This is a genomic window from Finegoldia sp. P2-F-LR, assembly GCF_052932265.1.
Genome location: NZ_JBRFJF010000004.1, coordinates 40167 through 60960, shown reverse-complemented (window position 1 = coordinate 60960; position 20794 = coordinate 40167). Strand labels below are relative to the sequence as shown.

Genomic DNA, 20794 nt, shown 5'->3' with positions numbered 1-20794 from the left:
ATAGCATAAACAAAAAGTAGAAAATCATTTTTGCACGAACATCTGACTACATAAATTAGTGATTTCAAAATCTCGAACTACTAAAATCCAAAACTCGAGCAAGGCTCTCAAACAGTTGGATTTTTTAACGTAGTTCTTCGATGAGAAATCACAATAATTTATTCCGTATGATATTCTTAGCAAAAATGTAATCTACTTTAATTCTTTTAATATTTTATTGTTTCCCTATTCCCAACGCCTCTTTTGCCAATTCATCAGCCATATCGTTATAAGTATCGTTGGAGTGACCTTTAACTTTTACAAAATTAATATCGATTTGAGGCTTTATTTCGTCGATAAATTTCTTGTAGCTTTTGGTTAAATTATTGTTTGTTTTCCAGTCGCCATTAGCCCAACTTTCAATCCCTTGATAATCATAAAAAATCGTGATTTTGTCCATTTTAAGTTCTACTGCTTTTTTAATTGCAAATACCGACCCACTTACTTCTCCCGATACATTTCTATGCGTTGAGAATTCTGATTTAGGAAATTTTTGATTGAATTTGTCGATTTTACTATTGTGAAACAACACACAACCAAAACTATATTCTCCCGTATCTTTTTTGAATGATCCATCTACATAAGCCACACACTCATTTTCATTTAATTTATCAATGGACGCTACTTTTTTATTATCTTCGCCATTTATAAAATAATCTGCCTCTTCTTTCGTCTTAAAAGATTTGAAAATCGCTCCCTTAAAACCATTTACTTGTTGTTGGCACTCTGACCAACTATTGTATATCCCAGGATTTCTCCCAATTTTTACTGCATAAAATTTACTCATTACATACCCACACGCTCAAAGTTCCAGCTCCCACTTCAAAATCTCCGAATCCTTCATCATCGATTACAATTTCATTAGAATTTGTTCCAGTGATTTCCGTATACTTTTTACCTGCATTTTCCTTTCCTACATTCATTCTCAAGGTGTTGATGTCACCAGTGCTGATTACAACAGCCATTGTATTATGAAAATCATCGCCGTGTCTAATCCAACCTATCAAATTTTCATTTTCCATATAATCTGTCTGTTCTCCAAATGCGTAGTGTTTTCTGATGTACATCAAATTATCTATAATATCCTTTTGCCCTTCGATATTAAATTCTCCACCTATTTTACAATAATCACCGTAAAACACGCAAGGATATCCATCTTTTCTTAGTAGAATCAAACCGTACGCAATCTTTTTAAACCAAGGTTCAACAAATGATTCCAACGATTGACCAGGTTCGCTGTCGTGATTATCCACGAATGTAACCGCAATGGTTGGATGTTCTTGAACCAAAGTATTGTCGAAAATTTTTCTCATATCAAATTTATCGCCCATTTTTGATGCAGAATACATATTAAAATGAAGTGCCACATCAAACAAATCCACATCGTATTTCGTATCGTACAAATAATGATTGGTGTTGTCCTTATCTTGTAACCAATATTCACCGAAGAAATAAAAATCGCGATTTGCAACTTTTTGTATATGTTTGGTGAAATCAATTATGAATTCATCGTCAATGTGTTTAAGCGCGTCGTATCTGAAGCCGTCCACATTAACATAATTCACAAACCATTCTCCCCATCTAAAAAGTTCATCTTTAACATCAGGATTTTTGTGGTCAATATCTGCAAACATCAAATAATCGAAATTCCCTTTTTCGTTGGAAACATTCTTGCTAAATCCTTTGTTTTCTCCAGCGACTTCAAAAATTGCTTTCTTTTGTTGTTTATTATCAAAATCAACTCCATTAAAATGTTGGAAATGCCACACAAACTCAGAATATTTTCCATTCCTACCTTTAAAATCAAATCCAGTCCATGCTTCAATATTATAAGCATCAGTAATTCTTTTCGCCCTGTCGTTAGGATCCACTTCGTAAGCCTTAAAAGTTTCTGAGAAATCTGCTCCAGCTTTGTGATTTAAAATGACATCTGCGTAAACTTTTATGTCATTTTTGTGCAAAATTTCGATTAATTTTTTCAATTCTTCTACAGTTCCATATTTTGTACGCACAGATCCTTTCTGATCAAATTCTCCCAAATCGTACAAATCATACACACCATAACCAACATCGTTAGTTCCCGTTGCTTTAAACATTGGAGCAAGCCACAACGCATCAATACCTTTTTCTTTTAAATTCTTCGCTTCTTTCGTCAAATTTTTATAATAATTTCCATCGTCTGGTAAGTACCACTCAAAAGCCTGCATCATTATTTCGTTTCCCATTTGTTCCTCCTATTAATTGTAAGAAATTGCTTTATATTGTATAATCTAATAAGATTATACCATTAAAATGATAAGAATAAGGAGAAAAAATGCAATATTTAGTCGGTAGAAATCCTGTTATGGAAGCTTTGGAAATGAATATGGGAGTAACCAATCTATACATACAAAAAGGCGAATTAAAAGGATTTATTAAAAAAATAGAAAAAAAAGCTTACGATATGGGAATTAAAATTGAATATGTCGATAAAAAATACATCGAAAAATTCGCAGAAAACACTGCTCATCAAGGTGTTATGGCAAAAATGCCAAGTTTCGGATATTCAAGCGTTGATGAAATGATAATTTACGCCAAAAAAAGAAACGAAGATCCATTTTTGATAATTTTGGACGAAATAACAGATCCTCACAATTTGGGATCCATAATTAGAACTGCAGAAGTTGCAGGATGCCACGGAGTTATAATTCCAAAACACCGAGCTTGTGAAGTCAATGCAACTGCAATCAAAACAAGTGCAGGAGCTGTTTTCAATATCAAAATCGCACGTGTAACCAACATAACCACGACAATTAATTATTTAAAAGAACATAACATTTGGATTTACGGGGCTTGTGGCGAAGCTTCACAAACTCACACACAAGCTAACTTGAAAGGACCTATCGGCCTTGTAATCGGAAACGAAGGCAAAGGAATTTCGAGATTAGTCAGAGAAAATTGTGATCAGTTAATTAAAATCCCTATGTATGGAAAAACAGAATCACTCAACGCATCAAATGCTGCGAGCATTCTAATTTATGAAGTCATACGCCAAAGGTATGAAAAATAAACAGATTTATCTTTATGTCGATGGTTATAATATAATAAATGCATGGCCTAATTTGTACAAATTATCAAACGATGTGGATTTGGATAGTGCCCGTGAAGAGCTCATTGATATAATGAAAGAGTATCAAAATCTAAGCGGAGAACAAGTTTATGTAGTTTTTGATGCTTATCTTGTAAAAGGTGGAATGAGCATTGAAGAAAAGCGTGATAATTTGACGGTGGTTTACACAAAAGAACACGAATCTGCAGACAGATACATTGAGAGAAAAGTAAACGATATGAAAAAGCACGACAAAATGTATGTGGCAAGCAACGATGGAATGATTCAACGAATTATTTTATCGCGTGGAGGAATTAGAATTAGCGCCAATGAACTTTGGAAAAATTATCTAACTTTAAAAGAAAACCTCAGAAGATCTAAGCTAAGGAAAAGAAAACAATCTACTGAAAATATTGTTACTATAGATGATGAAATTTATCAACAATTAGAAAAACTTCAAGATGAAATAAAAAAACAAAACTAGGTTATGTGACCTAGTTTTGTTTTTTTAACATAAGGAGATACCCATTTTAATGGATAAAATGAAAACGTTATTAACTGTTTTTATTATATCATCCTACATATAATTTGTCAAAATTTAAAAACAAATTTCTAACATTTATTCTTGTTTATCTTTCTCTATCAAGTTTTTTATTGCTTCAATTGCAACTTTAATAGCTACATCAGTATCATGACACACAGGATTGTCTAAGTGTTTTTTCTCACGTTCTTGGTTTGCTACAACCAAAAAACAAGATCCACATCTTACTCGAAGGTAATTTGCAACTACAAAAAGAGCTGCTGATTCCATCTCACTTGCCAATGTACCAAGCCTTTTCCAAGCTTCCCATTTGTTTAATAAATCGTATGACACAGGCATTTTTTCTGGCTCGTGTTGTCCATAGAAGCTGTCTTTGCATTGAACAACTCCAACGTGGTAATTGTGCCCCAAATCTTTTGAAGCTTTTACCAATGAATTTGTCACATCTAAGTTTGCAACTGCAGGAAATTCTATAGGAGCGTATTCTTTACTCGTTCCTTCAGCTCTTATAGCAGAATTTGCTATAACCACATCAGAACTTTTGACATCTTCTTGAATTCCTCCACAAGTTCCAACTCTTATAAAAGTATCTGCACCTGCTTTGACAAGTTCTTCAATCGCAATTGCTGCAGATGCACCTCCGATTCCAGTGCTAGTTACGGAAACTTTTTCTCCATTTATAGTTCCAGTGTATGTTACATATTCTCTATGATCTGCTACTAATTTTGCATTGTCAAAATACTTTGCAATTTTTTCGCATCTTTTTGGATCTCCTGGAAGGATTACATACTTCCCTACATCTCCATTTTTAATATTTAAATGATATTGTACGCCTTCTTCTGCGTATTTCATAAAATCACCTCTTTTTTATCTATATTACTAGTATATACTAATTTTAGATAAATAGCATTATTGAGCGTTGATTTTGACGTAATTTGTGCGATAAATTATTTTTTTGAAGAAAATTCCCACAATTGTATTCAAAACTGAAGTTGGTAAACACACTGCAACAAACATTGAAGGTAGTAGATTTGAAAAGTTTTCTGTACCCATTCCCATTGGAATTGCAAGAGATAAAAATACAAATCCACTTATCAAAGTTCCTATCGCAAATATGAGATTAGATTTTCTGCTATTTTTTCCCATTAATTTAAACAAATAAAACACAATAATTCCTGAAACTAATTTATCAATTATGTTTGGAAGCTGTCCCATTGGGAAACTTGTTGTAAAAGCTGCAATTGTCCCTGCAAACAAACTCAACACAAAAGCTTCTTTTACATTATCCATAAATAATATTGCTAAAAACATCATTACTAATAAAAAATCTGGCTTTACTCCCATAACCAACGCAGGTGTAACGTAATGAAGCAATAATCCTACACTTAAAAATATCGAACTTACTGTTAATTTTTTTGAATCCATAATATCTTCCTTTCTTTTTCTTAAAATTTTTCTCTTCTAAAATCATTTCATAAGTTCATTTCATTACACTCACCTGCCTTTATAATAAAAAAACACCTGTTCCCCAAAAGGAACAAGTGTCAAAACTCGCGTTACCATCCTAATTTATGTGCAAATGCACACATCTCTTTCAGATACTTCCATATCCTATCCCTGTAAAGTGAGAATCACTTTTTGAACTACTATTTTTCATTCAAAATTCAGATAACCCCATTCATATAAACTTCCCTTAGAAATTCACACCAAACATTTCCTCTCTTGAAGTTTCATTTATACTACTATCTTATCTATTGAATTTAATATTTTTAAATATTTTCTAATATTATATCACAAATAAAATAATTTACAAGTTATAAAACAGTTTTAAAATTAACATTTACCAAATCTTTTATAGAATTGTAAATCAAAGTTCTATCCAAAACTTCATCCAAAAAATCTTGTAGTTCTTCTCCTTCATAAAATGAGAAGAAATAAATGTCGATATTGATTTTATTAATAATACTCTTATCTTCAAAACCTATAACATTTAACAGATACATTGGATTGTCTATATCTAAGTTAACCTTAGCTTCGATATCTTGCAATATAGTGTTTCTTTTCTTCGCAACTCTCATCATAGTCAAAATCAACTCTGAAACGATGGAGCTTACGAAGAAATCAATTGATGTAAATTCTTCTTTTTCTGAATCAAATGAAATAGATGAGTCCACAGGAATACATGATTTTTCGTTGTAAACTTTAACCAAATCATCGGATACAATAGCTCTGAAACTCTTTTGGAATGAATTTATATCATCATTCATATTCTTTCCTCAATTTATTTCTAGCATCAATCATCGATTGTAGTTTTTCTCTTATGTGGTCGTATTCATTTACTGGTCTATTGGAGAATGTTGCAAACCCACAGTCTGGGTTTAGCCACAATTTATCCTTGTCGATAAATGTTAGAGCTTCCTTGGCTCTTTTGTAAATTCCTTCTGTGTCTTCCTTGTCATCCAATCTTGGATTTAACACTCCAAGTCCCAAAATCATTTTATTGTTGATTCTTTCATCAGCTAGTAGCGCTTTCAATTCTCCAGCCCTTGGAGTTGAAAATTCTAACGCCAATAAATCAGCATTGATATCTGCAAATAAATCTAAAAGCGGAGTATAAGGTCCTGTCAATAAAATACTTTCGTTTTTACTCCAGTTTCCACGACACACGTGAAGTGAACAGATAGATTTGTCCCTATCGACACTATCCATCACGCTTTTTATCAAATGTGTGGCAAACTTTAACTCTTCAGTTGGATCTTTTCTAGTAGACAAAGATGCACACATGAATGTTCTTGGTTTACCTTCAGTGAACACAATTTCTGTAAGAACTGGTTCATCAAATTGAATTACATCTACTCCGATTTCTTGAAGTTTTTTGATTTCTTTTCTGTAAATATCAATTACATCTTCTCCCAAATCTTCCTTACTGTCGTAGTATTTGGAACTAACATTTGCAAGCCACATACTTCTTGTAACCAAGTAAGGGCCAGGCATTGTAATCTTAACAGGCTTATCAGTTAATGATTTCAAAAGTTTTAATTCTTCTGATACAATGTCTCCTTTATATTCCAATTTGCCAGTACAAATAGCGTTCTTAATAGATGTAGCAGGAACATCCAATGTCGTCAAAATATTTTCGAACTCTCTTTTATCATCGACGTAATCTAGCATTTCGGCCATACTCATTTGAGTTACTCCACCTAGTTTTTCAGAAATAAAAGAAACGTAATTATCTCTTTCTATTTCTCCACTTGTGATTACATCGATATCCAAATCTTCTTGTAATTTTACAACTTCTTTAGTCTTATCATATACCAATTGTTCGTAGTCAGAAAGGCTAATCATATTAGCCTTTAACATCCTACGAGCTTTCAATATTTCATTACCTCTTGGCATAGATCCTATCAAAGAGGTCTTGAATAATTTATTGTTCACTATTGAATTCCTTTATGAAATTTCCTAAATATTCATTAGCTTCTGTAATTTGTTTGAAACCATCTCTTCTTCCAGGAACCCATTGTTTCAATCCTTCAAGATCCATAATTTCTTTATCTCTTTCGTTGTTGTAATCCATCTTGAACATAATATCATCAAATGCTTTGATATCTTCATCAGAAGTTTCTGGTGTAAATGTGAATACACAGTGATCAAAATTATCAGTTTTAGCTAATACTTCAACTTCGTTTTTGTCGATTGTACCGTCGTTAATCCAAGCATCATAGTTTAAGTCTAAGCAGAATGTCGCGTCAACTTCTCCATTTACCATAGCCATCATGCTGTCTTTTTCTCCACCAACGTGGTCTCCATGTAACCCAACACCGATATCAAATCTCTTATCAGTATAATCTTTACCAAATTCCAAACCATTGTTGTGTAAGAAGTTAATAGGAATAAGTCTTGCTTGTGGAGAATCAATAGCTCCAAATCCTATTGTTTTTCCTTTTAAATCAGAAATATTTTCGAATTTACCTTTTTTAACTACAAGGTAAGTTTGTCTATCTCTGTCTGTATCTCTCATACATCCGATTTTTTCTTTTCCTTCAGATCTCAAGTGAGCGTCTAATTGTGCTAATGGAGAGTTCCAAGCTGCATCGATTTCACCATTCATTAAAGCATCCACTTGTAATTTGTAGTCTTTGAAGAATACTGCTTCGATTTCAGCGCCATTTTCTTCGTAGAATTTTGTAATTAAATCCCATATAACTGTTACTCTTGGAGCGTAAATAACCGCACCTACTTTTAATTTTTTCATTTAATTCCTCCTAAAAATTTCTACTATATTATTTTATAAAAGTTTGATAAAATTTTCAAATAAAAATCGGAACTTACAAACAGCTAGAATATTTGTTTGTAAGCAAAAACTTTACTGTTCATAAATTCCGATAAATTTACAATATTATAATAGTGGTTGTCCTGTTATAGCTCTTCCTAACCAAACATTTAGAATGTCTAATGATGGTGCCATGATTTGACCTGCATAAGCATCTCTCATTAATCTTTGGATTTCAGATGCACAGTTGTAAGTCTTACCTCCACCTACTCTCATTGCAAGTGTTGAAGATTCAATTGCATTTTCGATAGCACAAACTCTTGCTGCGATAATCTTGCATACTGCATCTTCTTCACCATCAACTAAAGATCTAGCTGCTAATTCTGTAAGAGCTTTTGCACTCATACCATTTGAATAAATCTTACCTAAGTGAACTTGTACTGTTTCAATGTTAGCTAAAGAATCTCCTGAAGGGTATTTTCTCTTCAATGCGTAATCATTAGTAACTTTTGATAATCTTAAGTTCAATCCAGTGTAAACACTTGCTAAACCTAAAATGAAGTATGGAGCTACAACGTTAAATACTTGGTCAACACCTGAACCTTCTTCGCCGATTCTGTTAACTTCGTCTAATTTAACATCTGTCATAGTCATTGGGCATGAAACATTACCTTTCATACCAATGCCTTTCCAGTGGCTCATCTTGAATTCTAAACCTTCAGATTCCAATGGAACTAACCAGTTGTTGATGTCTCCTTCTTTTTCAGTTGATGGAGTTAAAATTAAGTAGTAGCTTGCATGAGTTGCGCTTGTTACCATTGATTTAGTTCCATTGAATACGAATTTGCCACCGTCTTTAGTAACTTTGATTTCTGGAATGTAGAAGTGAGTACCAGTTCCGAATTCAGAATATGCTAAAGCCATGAATTTGTTGTTTTCAACTATGTCTTTAACAACTTTTTTCTTTAATTCTTCATTACCATTAGTAAGAACAGTCATTAATGCAACGTTGTGCATCATGTAGCAAAGACCAGCAGTTGGGTTGCTTTCAGCGAATGCTAAAACAGCTTGTTGGTGTTCAACAGCAGTCTTTCCTAAACCACCCATTTCTTCTGGAATAAGTAATTTGAAGTAGCCAGCTTTTCCCATTTCTTCAAATGATTCTACAGGAAATCTACCTTCTTCATCTGAACTTTTTGCATATGGTTCAATGTGTTCCAATGCAAATTTCTTTGATTCTTCGTAAAAATTCATAAAACCCTCCTAAAGTTTTTATTTCATTTCTATAATATCACTAATTCTCTAATAAAACCAGAAATATTGTTAAAAATTCTTCATTTATTGAAACTTTCTATAAATCCTACCAATTTCATTCTAATTTTAACAAATTAGAAAATTTTACAATTTTTTTTATTCATTTATCATTGAAAAATCAACGTTATAATTTTTTAATTCATTTATAGAAAAAATCTATAAATGATTTTTCAAATTGTTAAAAATTTGCAATAAAAAACACTGCGAGATTTTCTCACAGTGTTTTCGTTATATTATCTATTTGTAGAATTTGGATTTACGACGTCTTCTTTCTTTGCGCCTTCTTCTTCCTTAGCTTTTTCTACAGATTCAACTTTTTTACCTTCTTTTTCAAGGTTTTCTTCTTTTTCTGCTGCTTCTGTATCTTCTACTGAGTTAGAATAATCCATTTCTGCCATTCTCTTGTAAGTGTTGTATCTTTCCTTAGCATCTCTTTCAGCTTCTTGGAATAATTCTTCAGCTTGTTCAGGGAATGATTTTTGTAATGACAAGTATCTTACTTCTCCTCTGATGAAGTCTTGGAATGATCCAGTTGGTTCTTTAGAGTCTAATTGGAATGGATTCTTTCCTTCTTCTGCAAGAGTTGGATCGAATCTGTATAAGTGCCAGTAACCAGCTTCTACAGCTAATTTTTCTTGACGTTGGCTCTTACCCATACCAGCTTTAATACCGTGGTTGATACATGGTGAGTAAGCGATGATTAATGATGGTCCATCATATTCTTCTGCTTCTCTAATAGCTTTTAATGTTTGATTTTGGTTAGCACCCATAGCGATTTGTGCTACGTATACGTATCCGTAAGAAGATGCCATCACACCTAAATCTTTCTTTCTAACTTTCTTACCACTTGCAGCAAATTGTGCTACAGCAGCTGTTGGAGTTGATTTAGAAGCTTGTCCACCAGTGTTTGAGTAAACTTCTGTATCGAATACCATTACGTTGATGTTTTCACCTGATGCTAATACGTGGTCCAATCCGCCGTATCCGATATCGTAAGCCCAACCATCTCCACCGAAGATCCATACAGATTTCTTAATTAGGTAGTCTCTATCTGTTCTTATATATTTCAATAATTCTTCAGCTTCTTCGTTGTTTGTATTGTCATCTAAATGTTCTAAGATTTCTGCTGCACATGCTTTTGATGTAGCTACATCGTCCATATTTTCAACAAATTTCTTAAATGGTGCATTCAATGGACTTTCAATGTTCAAGTCTAAGAATTCTTGCATTTTTTCTTTTAATTGTAATCTGATTTTCTTGATAGCTAAGTGCATACCATATCCGTATTCAGCGTTGTCTTCGAATAATGAGTTAGCCCAAGCTGGTCCTTTACCTTCAGCATTTGTGCAGTAAGGAGTTGAAGGAGCACTTGCACCCCAGATTGATGAACAACCTGTAGCGTTAGCTATAAGCATTCTATCTCCGTATAATTGAGTGATTAATTTAGCGTATGGAGTTTCTCCACAACCAGCACATGCTCCAGAGAATTCAAATAATGGTTGTTTGAATTGTGAACCTTTAACTGTTTTTTCTGCTGGCATTAAGTCTTCTTTGTATCCAACTTTTTCTACAGCGTAAGTCCAGTTGTCTTTTTGTGCAAGATGTTGTTCTTCGAAAGGTTTCATTATTAATGCTTTTTCTTTTGCTGGACATACATCAGCACAGTTACCGCAACCTGTACAGTCTGCTGGTGAAACTTGGATTCTGAATGTTAAATCTTCAAATCCTTTACCAACTGCTTTTTTGCTTTCGAATGTTTCAGGAGCGTTCTTTCTTTCTTCTTCGTTTAATAAGAACGGTCTGATAACTGCGTGCGGACATACATAAGCACATTGGTTACATTGGATACATTTATCCATTTGCCATTCTGGAACGTTAAGAGCGATACATCTCTTTTCATAAGCTGAAGTTCCCATTGGGAATTCACCATTTGCTCTGTCTTTGAATGCAGATACTGGTAAATCATTACCTTGTTGTGCGTTCATTACACTTGCAACTTCTCTTACGAATTCTGGAACGTTAGCGTCTTTTTCAACGTCTTCTTCAGCATTTTTCCATTCAGCTGGAACATTGATTTCTACAAGTTGATCGATACCTTGATCTACTGCAGCGTAGTTCATATTTACAATGTCTTCACCTTTTCTACCGTAGTTATGAACTATAGATTCTTTTAATTTCTTAATAGCTTCATCTATAGGTAATACTTTAGATAATTTGAAGAATGCAGCTTGCATAATCATGTTAGTTCTTCCACCTAATCCTACTTCTGCTGCAATCTTAGAAGCGTTGATTGTGTAGAATTTAATGTCGTTTTCAGCGATATATTTCTTTAATTTACCTGGAAGGTGAGTGTCTAATTCTTCTTCATTCCAGATACAGTTTAGTAAGAATGTACCACCTTTTCTTAAACCTCTTAATAAATCGTATTGATATACATAAGCTTGTTTTGAACAGGAAATGAAATCTGATTCATCTAAAAGGTAAGTTGAGTGAATTGGGTTGTTACCAAATCTTAAGTGAGACATTGTAACCCCACCAGATTTTTTAGAGTCATAATCGAAGTAACCTTGAGCGTACATGTCAGTACCATCACCTATAATCTTGATAGCTGATTTATTAGCACCTACTGTACCGTCAGAACCGAATCCCCAGAACTTACATCTGATAGTTCCTTCAGGTGAAGTATTTATAGTATCTTTTACTTCTAATGATCTGTGAGTAACATCATCTACTATACCGATAGTAAATTGTGTTCTTGGTTGATCTTGTTTTAAGTTTTCGTAAACTGTGTTAATGTGTGTTGGAGTTGTATCTTTCGAACCTAAACCGTAGATACCACCAACGATAACTGGTTTATTTTCTTCGTCATAGAAACAATCTCTAACGTCAAGATATAGAGGTTCTCCTAATGAACCTTTTTCTTTAGTTCTATCTAAAACTGCGATCTTCTTAACTGTTTTTGGAATAGCATTTAAGAAATGTTCTTTAGAGAATGGTCTGTATAAGTGAACTTTTAATACTCCGACTTTTTCTCCTTTAGAAACTAAATAATCAACAGTTTCTTCAATAGTTTCAGTTACTGAACCCATAGCTACTATAATATTTTCAGCATCTTCAGCACCATAGTAGTTGAATAATCCGTAGTTTCTGCCTGTAATCTTGTTAATTTCATTGATATAGCTTTCAGTAATACCAACGATATCTTCATAGTATGTATTAGATGCTTCCATACCTTGGAAATAAACGTCTGGATTTTCAGCTGTACCCATAGTCTTAGGGTTTTCTGGATTTAAAGCATTTCTTCTGAATTCATCAATAGCTTCCCAATCAACAATCTTAGCTAAGTCTTCATAATCCATAACTTCGATTTTTTGAATTTCGTGACTTGTTCTGAAACCATCGAAGAAATGTAAGAATGGAACTTTACCTTTAATAGAAGAAAGGTGAGCTACTGCTGCTAAATCCATAACTTCTTGTACTGAACCTGAACATAACAATGCAAAACCAGTTTGTCTTGCTGCCATAACGTCTTGGTGGTCACCAAAAATGCTAAGCGCATGTGATGCTAAAGCTCTTGCTGATACGTGGAATACGCCAGGTAAGTTTTCTCCGGCAATCTTGTACATATTTGGAACCATCAACAATAAACCTTGTGATGCTGTAAATGTAGATGCCAAAGCCCCTGCAACTAAAGCCCCGTGTACTGAACCAGCTGCTCCACCTTCTGATTGTAATTCAGTTACTTGTACAGTTTCACCGAATAAGTTCTTACGTCCATCTGCTGCCCATACATCAATTGCTTCAGGCATTGGTGATGATGGAGTAATTGGATAAATAGTTGCCACATCTGAAAATGCATAAGCTACGTGAGCAGCGGCTGTATTTCCATCCATGGTTTTCATGTGTTTTGCCATTTATTTAACCCCCTATATATAAATAAATAAATTGTTTAATTTAAAACGGACGAACTCCGCTCTATGAGTTATTATAACTCAATAAAATCCTCATTGCAAGAATAACAAACTTCATCAAAAAATTTTATTGCGAAATTAATTTTTGTTATTTTTTAACTTTTTTCTGTGTTCTTCAGTATCTTTTTTCATATTTGCAATTAACTTATCATTTAACTCTTGTGCGGCATTATAGCCCAAAAGTTTTTGTCTTTGATTTCTAACTGCAACCTCTACAATCATAGCGATATTTCTTCCGGGTTTAACTGGAACTTCAAGATACGGAAGTTCAACCCCCAAAAGTTCAGTAGTGTGATCATCTAGTCCAATCCTGTCGTATTCTTTGTCGTCTTGCCATTTTTCAAGTCTGATAACCAAATCTATAAAGGTAGTCAATCTTACAGAACCTGTGCCGTATAATCTTTGAATATCTAAAATTCCAAGACCTCTTACTTCCAAATAGTGTCTGATGTTAAGAGGAGCTTGTGCCAACAAACCTTTTTCAATTTTTCTTATTTCGACAACATCATCGGCTATAAGTCTGTGACCTCTAGTAACCAAATCTAAAGCCGTTTCGCTTTTGCCTACAGAACTGTCTCCCATCAATAAAACTCCCATACCAAATACGTCTAATAAAGAAGCATGTATTGTGTCCTCCTCACTTAGGAAATATTCTAATACTTCATCCAATGCTGAGATAAGTCTGGTAGTTGTTCTGTCAGAAATTAATAGAGTTTTGTCGTATTCTTCAGCTAATTTTCTAACTTCATCAGGAATTTGAGCATAATGAGAAAACACTATACAAGGAATATCATATTCCATCATTGCTCTTATTCTTTCTTTTCTAAGCTCCATATCCATCGCCATATAATACGCAAGCTCAGCTTTTCCGAACAACTGTATCCTTTTGTATGGAAATTCTTCCAAAAAACCAGATAATTGCAACCCTGGTCTGTTTATTTCAGAATTTGTAATCTCAATTGTTTCGTAATCAGAACTTGTCCTTACAACGTGCAAATCTAATTTTTTAACAACCGCACTTAATTTTACTGTTTTCATAAGTTCCCTCCTTATTATATTTTATTATCTAATCTGTATATAAGCAAACAATCTTCGATAATAAATGACGAAATCACAACTTAATTGTTACGTTTTTGTAATATTTAACGTTTTTTTAACCTAATTTATTACAAAAAAGTTACAACAAGTTACAAATGTGTTACAATATATTATATTAAATTTGCAGATTAAAAACTTTTAATCGTAAAATTAGGAGGAAAAATGAACAATCTAAAAAAACCATTGTTAGTGATGGGATTAATGTTTACCTTTTCTGCTTTAAATGCAACTTCTTCATTTGCTGATGTTGACAATACAAAGCTTGTAGAAGAAGTAAAACACGACGCTTTAAATTACACTACAAATTTGCAAAATACAATTAAAGATCAAGAAAATGTGAATACAGAGGATTCCATCAAATCCAATGGTACACAACAAACTGAAAAAGTTAATACTGAAAATACTGAAAAAGAAGATAAAAAAGAAACTACAAAAGAAGATTTGACAGAAGGCTTTGAAGATTCAAAAGAACTTTTGAAAAAACCTGCTGAAGTAAAAGCAGTTAAAAGAGCCGATGTGAAGAAAATCACTTCATCAAGTAAGTCTGAAACAGCTACTAAGATAAGAAATGAATATTTTTCAAAATCAAATACAGTTATTTTGACAAATAGCTCAACATTTGTAGATTCACTATCTGCTGTTTCACTATCAAGAGGTAACACTCCAATATTATTTACTAACCAATCTTCATTAGATAGTAAAACATTAGCAAACCTAAAAGCTAACAAACCTAAAAAAGTTTACATTTTAGGTGGAGAAAAATCCGTTAGCAATTCTGTAGTAAATCAACTTAAAAGTTTGGGAATAATTGTTGAAAGAATTGCTGGACATGATAGATATGAAGTTAATTCTAAAGTTGCAGCAAAAACACATAATCCAAATACAAAACAAAAAACAAATATACTTATAACTTCAGGCGAAAATCATAGTGACGCTATATCATCTGCTATTTTAGCTCAAAACAAAAAAGCTCCTATACTTTTCGTTAGAAAAAATGAAGTTCCTACATCTATAAAAGGTTATTTGTTATCTTTAAAGAGAAACAATGCTATAGGAAGTATAACAATCGTTGGTGGTAACTTATCAGTATCTCAACAAGTAGAATCTTACTTAAGAACTTTTAGCAACAATGTAAGTAGGATTGCTGGTCATGACAGATACACTACTAACGTAAAAGTTGCAAAACAAGTTAACCCTAACGCAAAAAGAGTAATCGTAGCTGAAGGTAATGGTTATAACGATGCATTATTAATGTCACCTGTTGCTACAAAGTTAAATGCTTCTTTAATATTGACAAAACCTAACGATGTAACAAGAGCAAAAGATTATTCTTCAAACGACAAAAGCTCTACTATGGAAGCATTCTTTAAGAACAACAAATCGATAGACCAAGTTATAGTTTGTGAAGGAAATCATTCCGTACACGATTTCGTATCATCATCAATCGCTGATTTGTTAGCAGGTAAAAATCTTAAAACTGCACCAAAAGCAGATGCATTATACAAAAAAGAAAAAGCTGAACTAAGAAAAAGTACAACTGAAAAATCTAAAAAGGTTAAAAAACCTGTAGATTCATTACAAGCTCAACTTGCAAAAGCAAAAAGAGTATTTACAGTAAGATCCACAGCTTACACTTCTGATCCTAGAGAAAACGGTGGATGGAATGTAACAGCAATCGGAACTAAAATTAGACGCGGTGTTATAGCAGTAGACCCAAGAGTTATTCCTTTGAGAACAAGAGTATATGTAGAAGGATATGGATTTGCTACAGCAGAAGACACTGGTGGAGCTATTAAAGGAAATAAAATTGATGTAGTTATGGATACTAGAGCTCAATCTCGTAACTGGGGAGTTAGAAACGTCAAAATCTACATCTTATAATATAAACTACTAAGCACTGATGTATCAGTGCTTTTTTTATGTAATTTTTTACAATGATTTTGTGAAATAATGTCTGTTTTCAGTCGTTACCAAATAAATTTTAAGCGATTTTTCATAAAAACCAGCAATTGTTACATTTTTTAAATAATTAAGCTTTTGAGTGGCGCATTTCATATTTTCCCCTAAAAGTTACAAATTGGTTACAAACTATTCCCTATTTTATGGGAAGTATGATTTTCAAGCAATTCACAAATTTTTCAATTTGTAAATAGTTTTGAGCAAATTTTACATAAAATCTAGCACATTGTGCAAATTAAACCAATAAATGTCAAATTTGTTTGAAAGTTATGAAAAATTCTTGTAAACTATTAGAGTAATTTGAATAAGTTACAAATCGGTTACAAAAATAATGAGCAATTAAAATTAGCTCATTGAAGTATATTAGGAGGATACATGAATAATTTTAAGAAGCCACTTCTTGTTATGACTTTGGCTGTATCATTATCTTTGGGAGCAAATATTTCATTTGCAGATAATGAAAATAACAAGTCAGAAACAAACGTTAAAGCTATATTAGATAATTCAAGTAAAACTGAAACAGCAATCAAAATACAAGTAAAGCTAGATGAAAATAATAAAGTAATATCTAATAAAAATCAAAATAATACAGAAAAAAAAGAAGCTGAAGTTAAATCACAAAAAAGTGCAAAAACAGAAAGAATAGACGCAAAAAACAGATTTGAAACAGCTAAGAAAATCAAAGAAAAAGAATTCAAAAACGCAGACACTGCTGTAGTTGTTAATTCAAACGAATTTTCGGATTCAATCAGTGCAACAAACATTTCAAATGGTAAATCACCTATTCTTTACACTGATTCCAACAAACTAGACAACTTGACAAAAGAAGCTTTGAAAGGTGTCAAAAAAGTCTACATAACTGGTGGCGAAAAAACTATTAGTTCAAAAGTAGTTAAAGAATTAAATGGTTTGGGAATTGAAGTCATCAGAGTTAAAGGCAAAGACAGATACGAAGTTAATGCAAAATCAGCTACTACATCTCACCCAGTTTCTAACAAGAAACAAAACGTAGTTATCGCATCTGGTGAAAACTTTGCAGATTCTATTTCTTCAACTTCTTTAGCTAAGAAAAAGAACGCTCCTGTTCTTTTAGTTAAAAAGAATGAAGTGCCAAAATCAATCAAAGAATACTTAAATTCTTTTAGCAAAAAAGGCCTTTTGGGAGACATCACTATAGTAGGTGGAGAAAATTCTGTTTCAAAAGCTGTTGAAAACGAACTTTCAAAACTTGCAAAAGTTACTAGAATTGCAGGATCTGACAGATACCAAACATCTGTAAAAGTTGCAAAACAAGTAGGTGTAAATTCTGAAAGAACAATCGTAGCTAGTGGAGAAAAATTTGTAGATGTACTTGCTGCATCTCCTGTAGCTCAAAAATACAACGCCCCAATTGTTTTGGTTAAGAAGATGGACGTTCCAAGAAACGAAGATTACAAAACACAAGAACAAAAATCAAACTCTGTGGAATCTTTCTTCAGACAAAACAAATCAAACATCATGTACACAATGGTATTTGGCGGCAAAAACACTATAGATAATTTCGTAGTAAATGGAATTAAAGATTTGTTAGCTGGTAAATCACTACAAGCAAAACCAAAAGTAGATGCATTAGTAAATGTGCCTAAAAAACAACCTCAAAAAGAAACTAGTAAATTAGACAAAATCGTAAATCTTGCTTACAAACAATTAGGTAAACCTTACGTTTGGGGAACTCACGGCCCTAGATCATTCGACTGTTCAGGACTTACATCTTACCTTTATAAACAAGCTTATGGTATAGGAATTAGCCCAAGTTCAAGAGCACAAGTTTCTTATGGACACAAAGTTTCCAAATCAAACTTGAAAAAAGGCGATTTGATGTTCTTTGCAACAGGTGGTGGCGGAATAAGTCACGTTGGAATTTACGTTGGTAACAACAAATTAATACACGCTTCTACACCATCAACAGGAGTTATCTTATCAGATATCAACTCAAGCTATTACCTAAGAACATTCGTTACAGCAAGAAGATTATTAGGTTAAATTCAAAAGCAATGATTCACGGAGAATCATTGCTTTTTTATTACCTATTCTGCCTATTTTTTAGTAAACTTTTTTACCACAAATACAAATCTTAGCGTAAGTTTTTATAAAAGTTTTCAGTTTCTTTTACAGTTGGGAAATTAAACACAAGGTTTTTGTTATCCTTAGTCTTAATCCAAATAGCCTTTGGAGTGTCGTTATGAATGTACACATCACAATTTCCTATTCCTTTGATATTAAATTTCCCATAGGAATAGTGTTTCAATGATGTTCCATTTAATCTAACGCCATCTGTTTTGTTGATATCTTCGATTAGCTCAACTTTTTCGATTGATTTTTTGTCGATTACAGTAGTATAAATAGATTCAGTGATTGTAAGAGTGCTTGGCGTGTTATCTACAGTATACGTTTTTGGTAAACTCATATTTATCATCAAAAATTCAACTGAAATCAATAATACAGCAGTCAATGCATATAGTATTTTGCCTGATAATTTTGCCCTATTAAATGTCATATTCCCATTTCTTACGCTTACATCTTCAACCATAAGCCTGTCATCTTTCGGATTATAATAACCCCACGGATCAAAGAAGTCCCCATTGTACAAGTCGCTATTAATCGCAGTTAAGTTTTTTGCTATGGTTTGATATTTAAAAAGAGCCAATATTATCGCTAACGTGTACAAAACAATATACGAAAATATTGGAAATATCTTGTAAATGTCTTTTGATGAGTAATAAGCTACAACAAACCCCAAAACTATAAACATAATATATATCGCATACATTGTTTGTTGCACTTTTATGATGCTTTCTTCATTCAACTTTAAGTTTTCTTCAGAATTAGTCGAATAAACTTTGGTGTTTTTCCTTCCCAAAAACCATCCCGTTAATATTGTACTCACACTCATTGCGACTAGCAACAAAATGTAGACGAAGAACATCTCGCTGTTTTTGAAAAAAGCTACCAACAATACGATTTGAACTACCAGCGGAATTATCCAGGCTTTTAGTTTGATTTTCTTTTTTTCAATATCTCTTGAAGTCTTCAAATCATACGTCAAAATACTACTCTCAGTCGATATATTATTGTCCTTTTTGTATTGTCGTATTACTTTCATTGCGTTGTATTCGATAATATTTGCACTCACAAGATAAACGACTATTAAATTGTAATACACAAGCATTATCCAATCATAATCAAGTAACACAATTAAAGATAAAACAATACTCACTGCAAATAAAATATTCAATTTTTTCTTAGTTTTTCCCAGCAAATCGACGATGAACTCATCATCTTCATGACCTCTTGGAAAATTTGTAAACAACATAAATGTATCGTTTATTTTCAATGTATATATGTTAAATCTTCGCATGATAAACAAAATAAACACCAAACTAAAAAATAAAATAAATTGCAACATCATTTTATAATTTCCTCCACTATATTTTTAATATCCTTTTGTGATTTGCCACGAATTTTCGCTTCCATTAACAGTAGTTTCAATTCATCTTCAAATGAATTTCGTGAATAACCTTCGTCCACGCAAATCTTCGCACCAACTCTTCTATCTATTACAATTATTTTTTCGTCCTTCAAAATATTGTAAGCTTTGCTAATCGTCATAGGATTAATTCCCAAATCATTTGCAAATTGTCTAACAGAAGGAAGTTCGTCGCCATTTTGTAAGTTCCCATTGGCAATTTCTCTAATAATCTCGTTTCGAATTTGAGTGTAAATTGGAACATCACTCGTCGTATTTATGTTAATCATTCTGCCCTCCTTGTATTACTTATTATAATACAAATTAGACACAGATGCAATATTTTTTCAAAGAAAAAAGAGCGCATCGAAATGCACTCTAAATCATTACTCGTATTTAGTAGTAAACCAATCATACTAAGAATATCATACGGAAAAAATTGATTTGATTTCAAATCGATAAATCCGTTAAAAATTGCATTGTTTGAGTGTAAACGAGTTTGCAATTTTAGGAATTTGAGATTTAGAAATCAACAATTTTTGAAGTCTAGATATTCGTGTATGATGGTTTATCTACACAATAAATTTCTTCTATAAAACTACATTGCACCGATTAATTTGTTAAACGTATCCTTGTCGATTTCCCACACTCCTTCGTATGGTTTTTCAATGTAGTATTTTTTGTTTTGATACAAATACAACGTCATTTTTTCGTCTTTTCCGTAGTAGATTTCCATTTTTCTAAAATCTTTTGTATTCGCAGGTGTGTCGTTGTTTGATTTTTTTCTAGTTGGTTTTGCTTTTTCTTTTATCAATTTAATTGTGTCTACGATATCTTTTTTCGAAGTGATGGATGCTGTTGGTCCTTCCTTGTTTTCTTCGATTTTTGTAACTGTGATTACTTGTGAATCATCTATATTTGGAAGTGTGATTGGATTTGCTTTTTTGCAAGATACCATAACCAACATCAACACCATAACTAACAATACTAATTTAAATTTGTTTTTCAT

The 20794-nt window shown here is 32.7% G+C and carries 17 protein-coding genes; 4 read left to right on the top strand and 13 right to left on the bottom strand.

The window, feature by feature from the left end; genetic code table 11:
* Positions 1-214: 214 nt before the first annotated feature.
* Together ACU68W_RS03455 and ACU68W_RS03450 are read right to left on the bottom strand one after the other, a co-directional pair.
* Entirely contained in the window at positions 215-826 is a 612-nt protein-coding gene (locus tag ACU68W_RS03455) for a ribonuclease H1 domain-containing protein (protein WP_446756126.1), read from the bottom strand.
* Positions 819-2264, bottom strand: a complete 1446-nt coding sequence (locus ACU68W_RS03450) for an alpha-amylase (protein ID WP_446756125.1) — start codon at positions 2262-2264, stop codon at positions 819-821. Before ACU68W_RS03450 ends, ACU68W_RS03455 begins: the two co-directional genes overlap by 8 nt.
* A gap of 89 nt (positions 2265-2353) precedes the next feature.
* Between ACU68W_RS03450 and rlmB the strand changes: the two genes are divergently transcribed.
* Together rlmB and ACU68W_RS03440 are read left to right on the top strand one after the other, a co-directional pair.
* Positions 2354-3088, top strand: coding sequence for a 23S rRNA (guanosine(2251)-2'-O)-methyltransferase RlmB (gene rlmB / locus ACU68W_RS03445; RefSeq protein ID WP_094223244.1), 735 nt, complete (start codon positions 2354-2356; stop codon positions 3086-3088).
* On the top strand, positions 3078-3611 hold the full coding sequence (locus tag ACU68W_RS03440) for an NYN domain-containing protein (protein ID WP_094205354.1): 534 nt from the start codon (positions 3078-3080) through the stop codon (positions 3609-3611). The genes rlmB and ACU68W_RS03440 overlap by 11 nt, the downstream gene beginning before the upstream one ends.
* Before the next feature lie 135 nt (positions 3612-3746).
* Here the strand turns inward: ACU68W_RS03440 and udp are convergent, their stop codons facing one another.
* The 8 genes from udp to hprK form a co-directional block, all read right to left on the bottom strand.
* Entirely contained in the window at positions 3747-4520 is a 774-nt protein-coding gene (gene udp / locus ACU68W_RS03435; protein ID WP_446756124.1) for a uridine phosphorylase, read from the bottom strand.
* Positions 4521-4577: 57 nt separating this feature from the next.
* Positions 4578-5093 carry a tryptophan transporter gene (locus ACU68W_RS03430; protein ID WP_306479194.1) on the bottom strand — a complete coding sequence of 172 codons (516 nt, stop codon included), beginning with the start codon at positions 5091-5093 and terminating at the stop codon, positions 4578-4580.
* 389 nt (positions 5094-5482) lie between these two features.
* Complete coding sequence (locus ACU68W_RS03425; protein ID WP_446756123.1) at positions 5483-5935, bottom strand: OsmC family protein; 453 nt, start codon at positions 5933-5935, stop codon at positions 5483-5485.
* The gene (locus tag ACU68W_RS03420) at positions 5928-7103 is read right to left on the bottom strand and encodes a cobalamin-independent methionine synthase II family protein (RefSeq protein ID WP_308611437.1); all 1176 of its coding nucleotides are present in this window, start codon (positions 7101-7103) and stop codon (positions 5928-5930) included. The genes ACU68W_RS03425 and ACU68W_RS03420 overlap by 8 nt, the downstream gene beginning before the upstream one ends.
* Positions 7093-7920, bottom strand: coding sequence for a phosphate/phosphite/phosphonate ABC transporter substrate-binding protein (locus ACU68W_RS03415; RefSeq protein ID WP_094223240.1), 828 nt, complete (start codon positions 7918-7920; stop codon positions 7093-7095). Before ACU68W_RS03415 ends, ACU68W_RS03420 begins: the two co-directional genes overlap by 11 nt.
* A 144-nt stretch (positions 7921-8064) precedes the next feature.
* A complete protein-coding gene (locus tag ACU68W_RS03410; RefSeq protein ID WP_308611438.1) occupies positions 8065-9192 on the bottom strand; it encodes an acyl-CoA dehydrogenase family protein in 1128 nt (375 codons plus the stop codon).
* A gap of 293 nt (positions 9193-9485) precedes the next feature.
* Positions 9486-13166 (bottom strand): pyruvate:ferredoxin (flavodoxin) oxidoreductase, encoded by a 3681-nt coding sequence (nifJ, locus tag ACU68W_RS03405; protein ID WP_094205345.1) that lies wholly within the window; start codon positions 13164-13166, stop codon positions 9486-9488.
* Positions 13167-13301: 135 nt separating this feature from the next.
* On the bottom strand, positions 13302-14261 hold the full coding sequence (gene hprK / locus ACU68W_RS03400; RefSeq protein WP_094205344.1) for an HPr(Ser) kinase/phosphatase: 960 nt from the start codon (positions 14259-14261) through the stop codon (positions 13302-13304).
* A 222-nt stretch (positions 14262-14483) separates the two neighbouring features.
* On the opposite strand from hprK, the gene ACU68W_RS03395 reads away from it, so the two are divergent.
* Together ACU68W_RS03395 and ACU68W_RS03390 are read left to right on the top strand one after the other, a co-directional pair.
* On the top strand, positions 14484-16202 hold the full coding sequence (locus ACU68W_RS03395) for a cell wall-binding repeat-containing protein (protein ID WP_278736237.1): 1719 nt from the start codon (positions 14484-14486) through the stop codon (positions 16200-16202).
* A 453-nt stretch (positions 16203-16655) separates the two neighbouring features.
* The gene (locus ACU68W_RS03390) at positions 16656-18302 is read left to right on the top strand and encodes a cell wall-binding repeat-containing protein (RefSeq protein WP_446756122.1); all 1647 of its coding nucleotides are present in this window, start codon (positions 16656-16658) and stop codon (positions 18300-18302) included.
* A gap of 91 nt (positions 18303-18393) precedes the next feature.
* Here ACU68W_RS03390 and ACU68W_RS03385 read toward each other — a convergent pair whose 3' ends face one another.
* The 3 genes from ACU68W_RS03385 to ACU68W_RS03375 form a co-directional block, all read right to left on the bottom strand.
* On the bottom strand, positions 18394-19728 hold the full coding sequence (locus ACU68W_RS03385; protein ID WP_446756121.1) for a PH domain-containing protein: 1335 nt from the start codon (positions 19726-19728) through the stop codon (positions 18394-18396).
* Positions 19725-20075 (bottom strand): GntR family transcriptional regulator, encoded by a 351-nt coding sequence (locus tag ACU68W_RS03380; RefSeq protein ID WP_094206842.1) that lies wholly within the window; start codon positions 20073-20075, stop codon positions 19725-19727. Before ACU68W_RS03380 ends, ACU68W_RS03385 begins: the two co-directional genes overlap by 4 nt.
* A gap of 308 nt (positions 20076-20383) precedes the next feature.
* The gene (locus ACU68W_RS03375; RefSeq protein ID WP_316522396.1) at positions 20384-20794 is read right to left on the bottom strand and encodes a DUF5301 domain-containing protein; all 411 of its coding nucleotides are present in this window, start codon (positions 20792-20794) and stop codon (positions 20384-20386) included.

Excerpts from the sequence above, each read along its gene's own strand:
- rlmB (WP_094223244.1), top strand. The coding sequence starts at position 2,354 with ATGCAATATTTAGTCGGTAGAAATCCTGTTATGGAAGCTTTGGAAATG.
- ACU68W_RS03415 (WP_094223240.1), bottom strand. The coding sequence starts at position 7,920 with ATGAAAAAATTAAAAGTAGGTGCGGTTATTTACGCTCCAAGAGTAACA.
- ACU68W_RS03430 (WP_306479194.1), bottom strand. The coding sequence starts at position 5,093 with ATGGATTCAAAAAAATTAACAGTAAGTTCGATATTTTTAAGTGTAGGA.
- ACU68W_RS03450 (WP_446756125.1), bottom strand. The coding sequence starts at position 2,264 with ATGGGAAACGAAATAATGATGCAGGCTTTTGAGTGGTACTTACCAGAC.
- nifJ (WP_094205345.1), bottom strand. The coding sequence starts at position 13,166 with ATGGCAAAACACATGAAAACCATGGATGGAAATACAGCCGCTGCTCAC.
- ACU68W_RS03440 (WP_094205354.1), top strand. The coding sequence starts at position 3,078 with ATGAAAAATAAACAGATTTATCTTTATGTCGATGGTTATAATATAATA.
- ACU68W_RS03410 (WP_308611438.1), bottom strand. The coding sequence starts at position 9,192 with ATGAATTTTTACGAAGAATCAAAGAAATTTGCATTGGAACACATTGAA.
- ACU68W_RS03390 (WP_446756122.1), top strand. The coding sequence starts at position 16,656 with ATGAATAATTTTAAGAAGCCACTTCTTGTTATGACTTTGGCTGTATCA.
- ACU68W_RS03380 (WP_094206842.1), bottom strand. The coding sequence starts at position 20,075 with ATGATTAACATAAATACGACGAGTGATGTTCCAATTTACACTCAAATT.
- ACU68W_RS03395 (WP_278736237.1), top strand. The coding sequence starts at position 14,484 with ATGAACAATCTAAAAAAACCATTGTTAGTGATGGGATTAATGTTTACC.
- ACU68W_RS03425 (WP_446756123.1), bottom strand. The coding sequence starts at position 5,935 with ATGAATGATGATATAAATTCATTCCAAAAGAGTTTCAGAGCTATTGTA.
- udp (WP_446756124.1), bottom strand. The coding sequence starts at position 4,520 with ATGAAATACGCAGAAGAAGGCGTACAATATCATTTAAATATTAAAAAT.
- hprK (WP_094205344.1), bottom strand. The coding sequence starts at position 14,261 with ATGAAAACAGTAAAATTAAGTGCGGTTGTTAAAAAATTAGATTTGCAC.
- ACU68W_RS03375 (WP_316522396.1), bottom strand. The coding sequence starts at position 20,794 with ATGAAAAACAAATTTAAATTAGTATTGTTAGTTATGGTGTTGATGTTG.
- ACU68W_RS03455 (WP_446756126.1), bottom strand. The coding sequence starts at position 826 with ATGAGTAAATTTTATGCAGTAAAAATTGGGAGAAATCCTGGGATATAC.
- ACU68W_RS03385 (WP_446756121.1), bottom strand. The coding sequence starts at position 19,728 with ATGATGTTGCAATTTATTTTATTTTTTAGTTTGGTGTTTATTTTGTTT.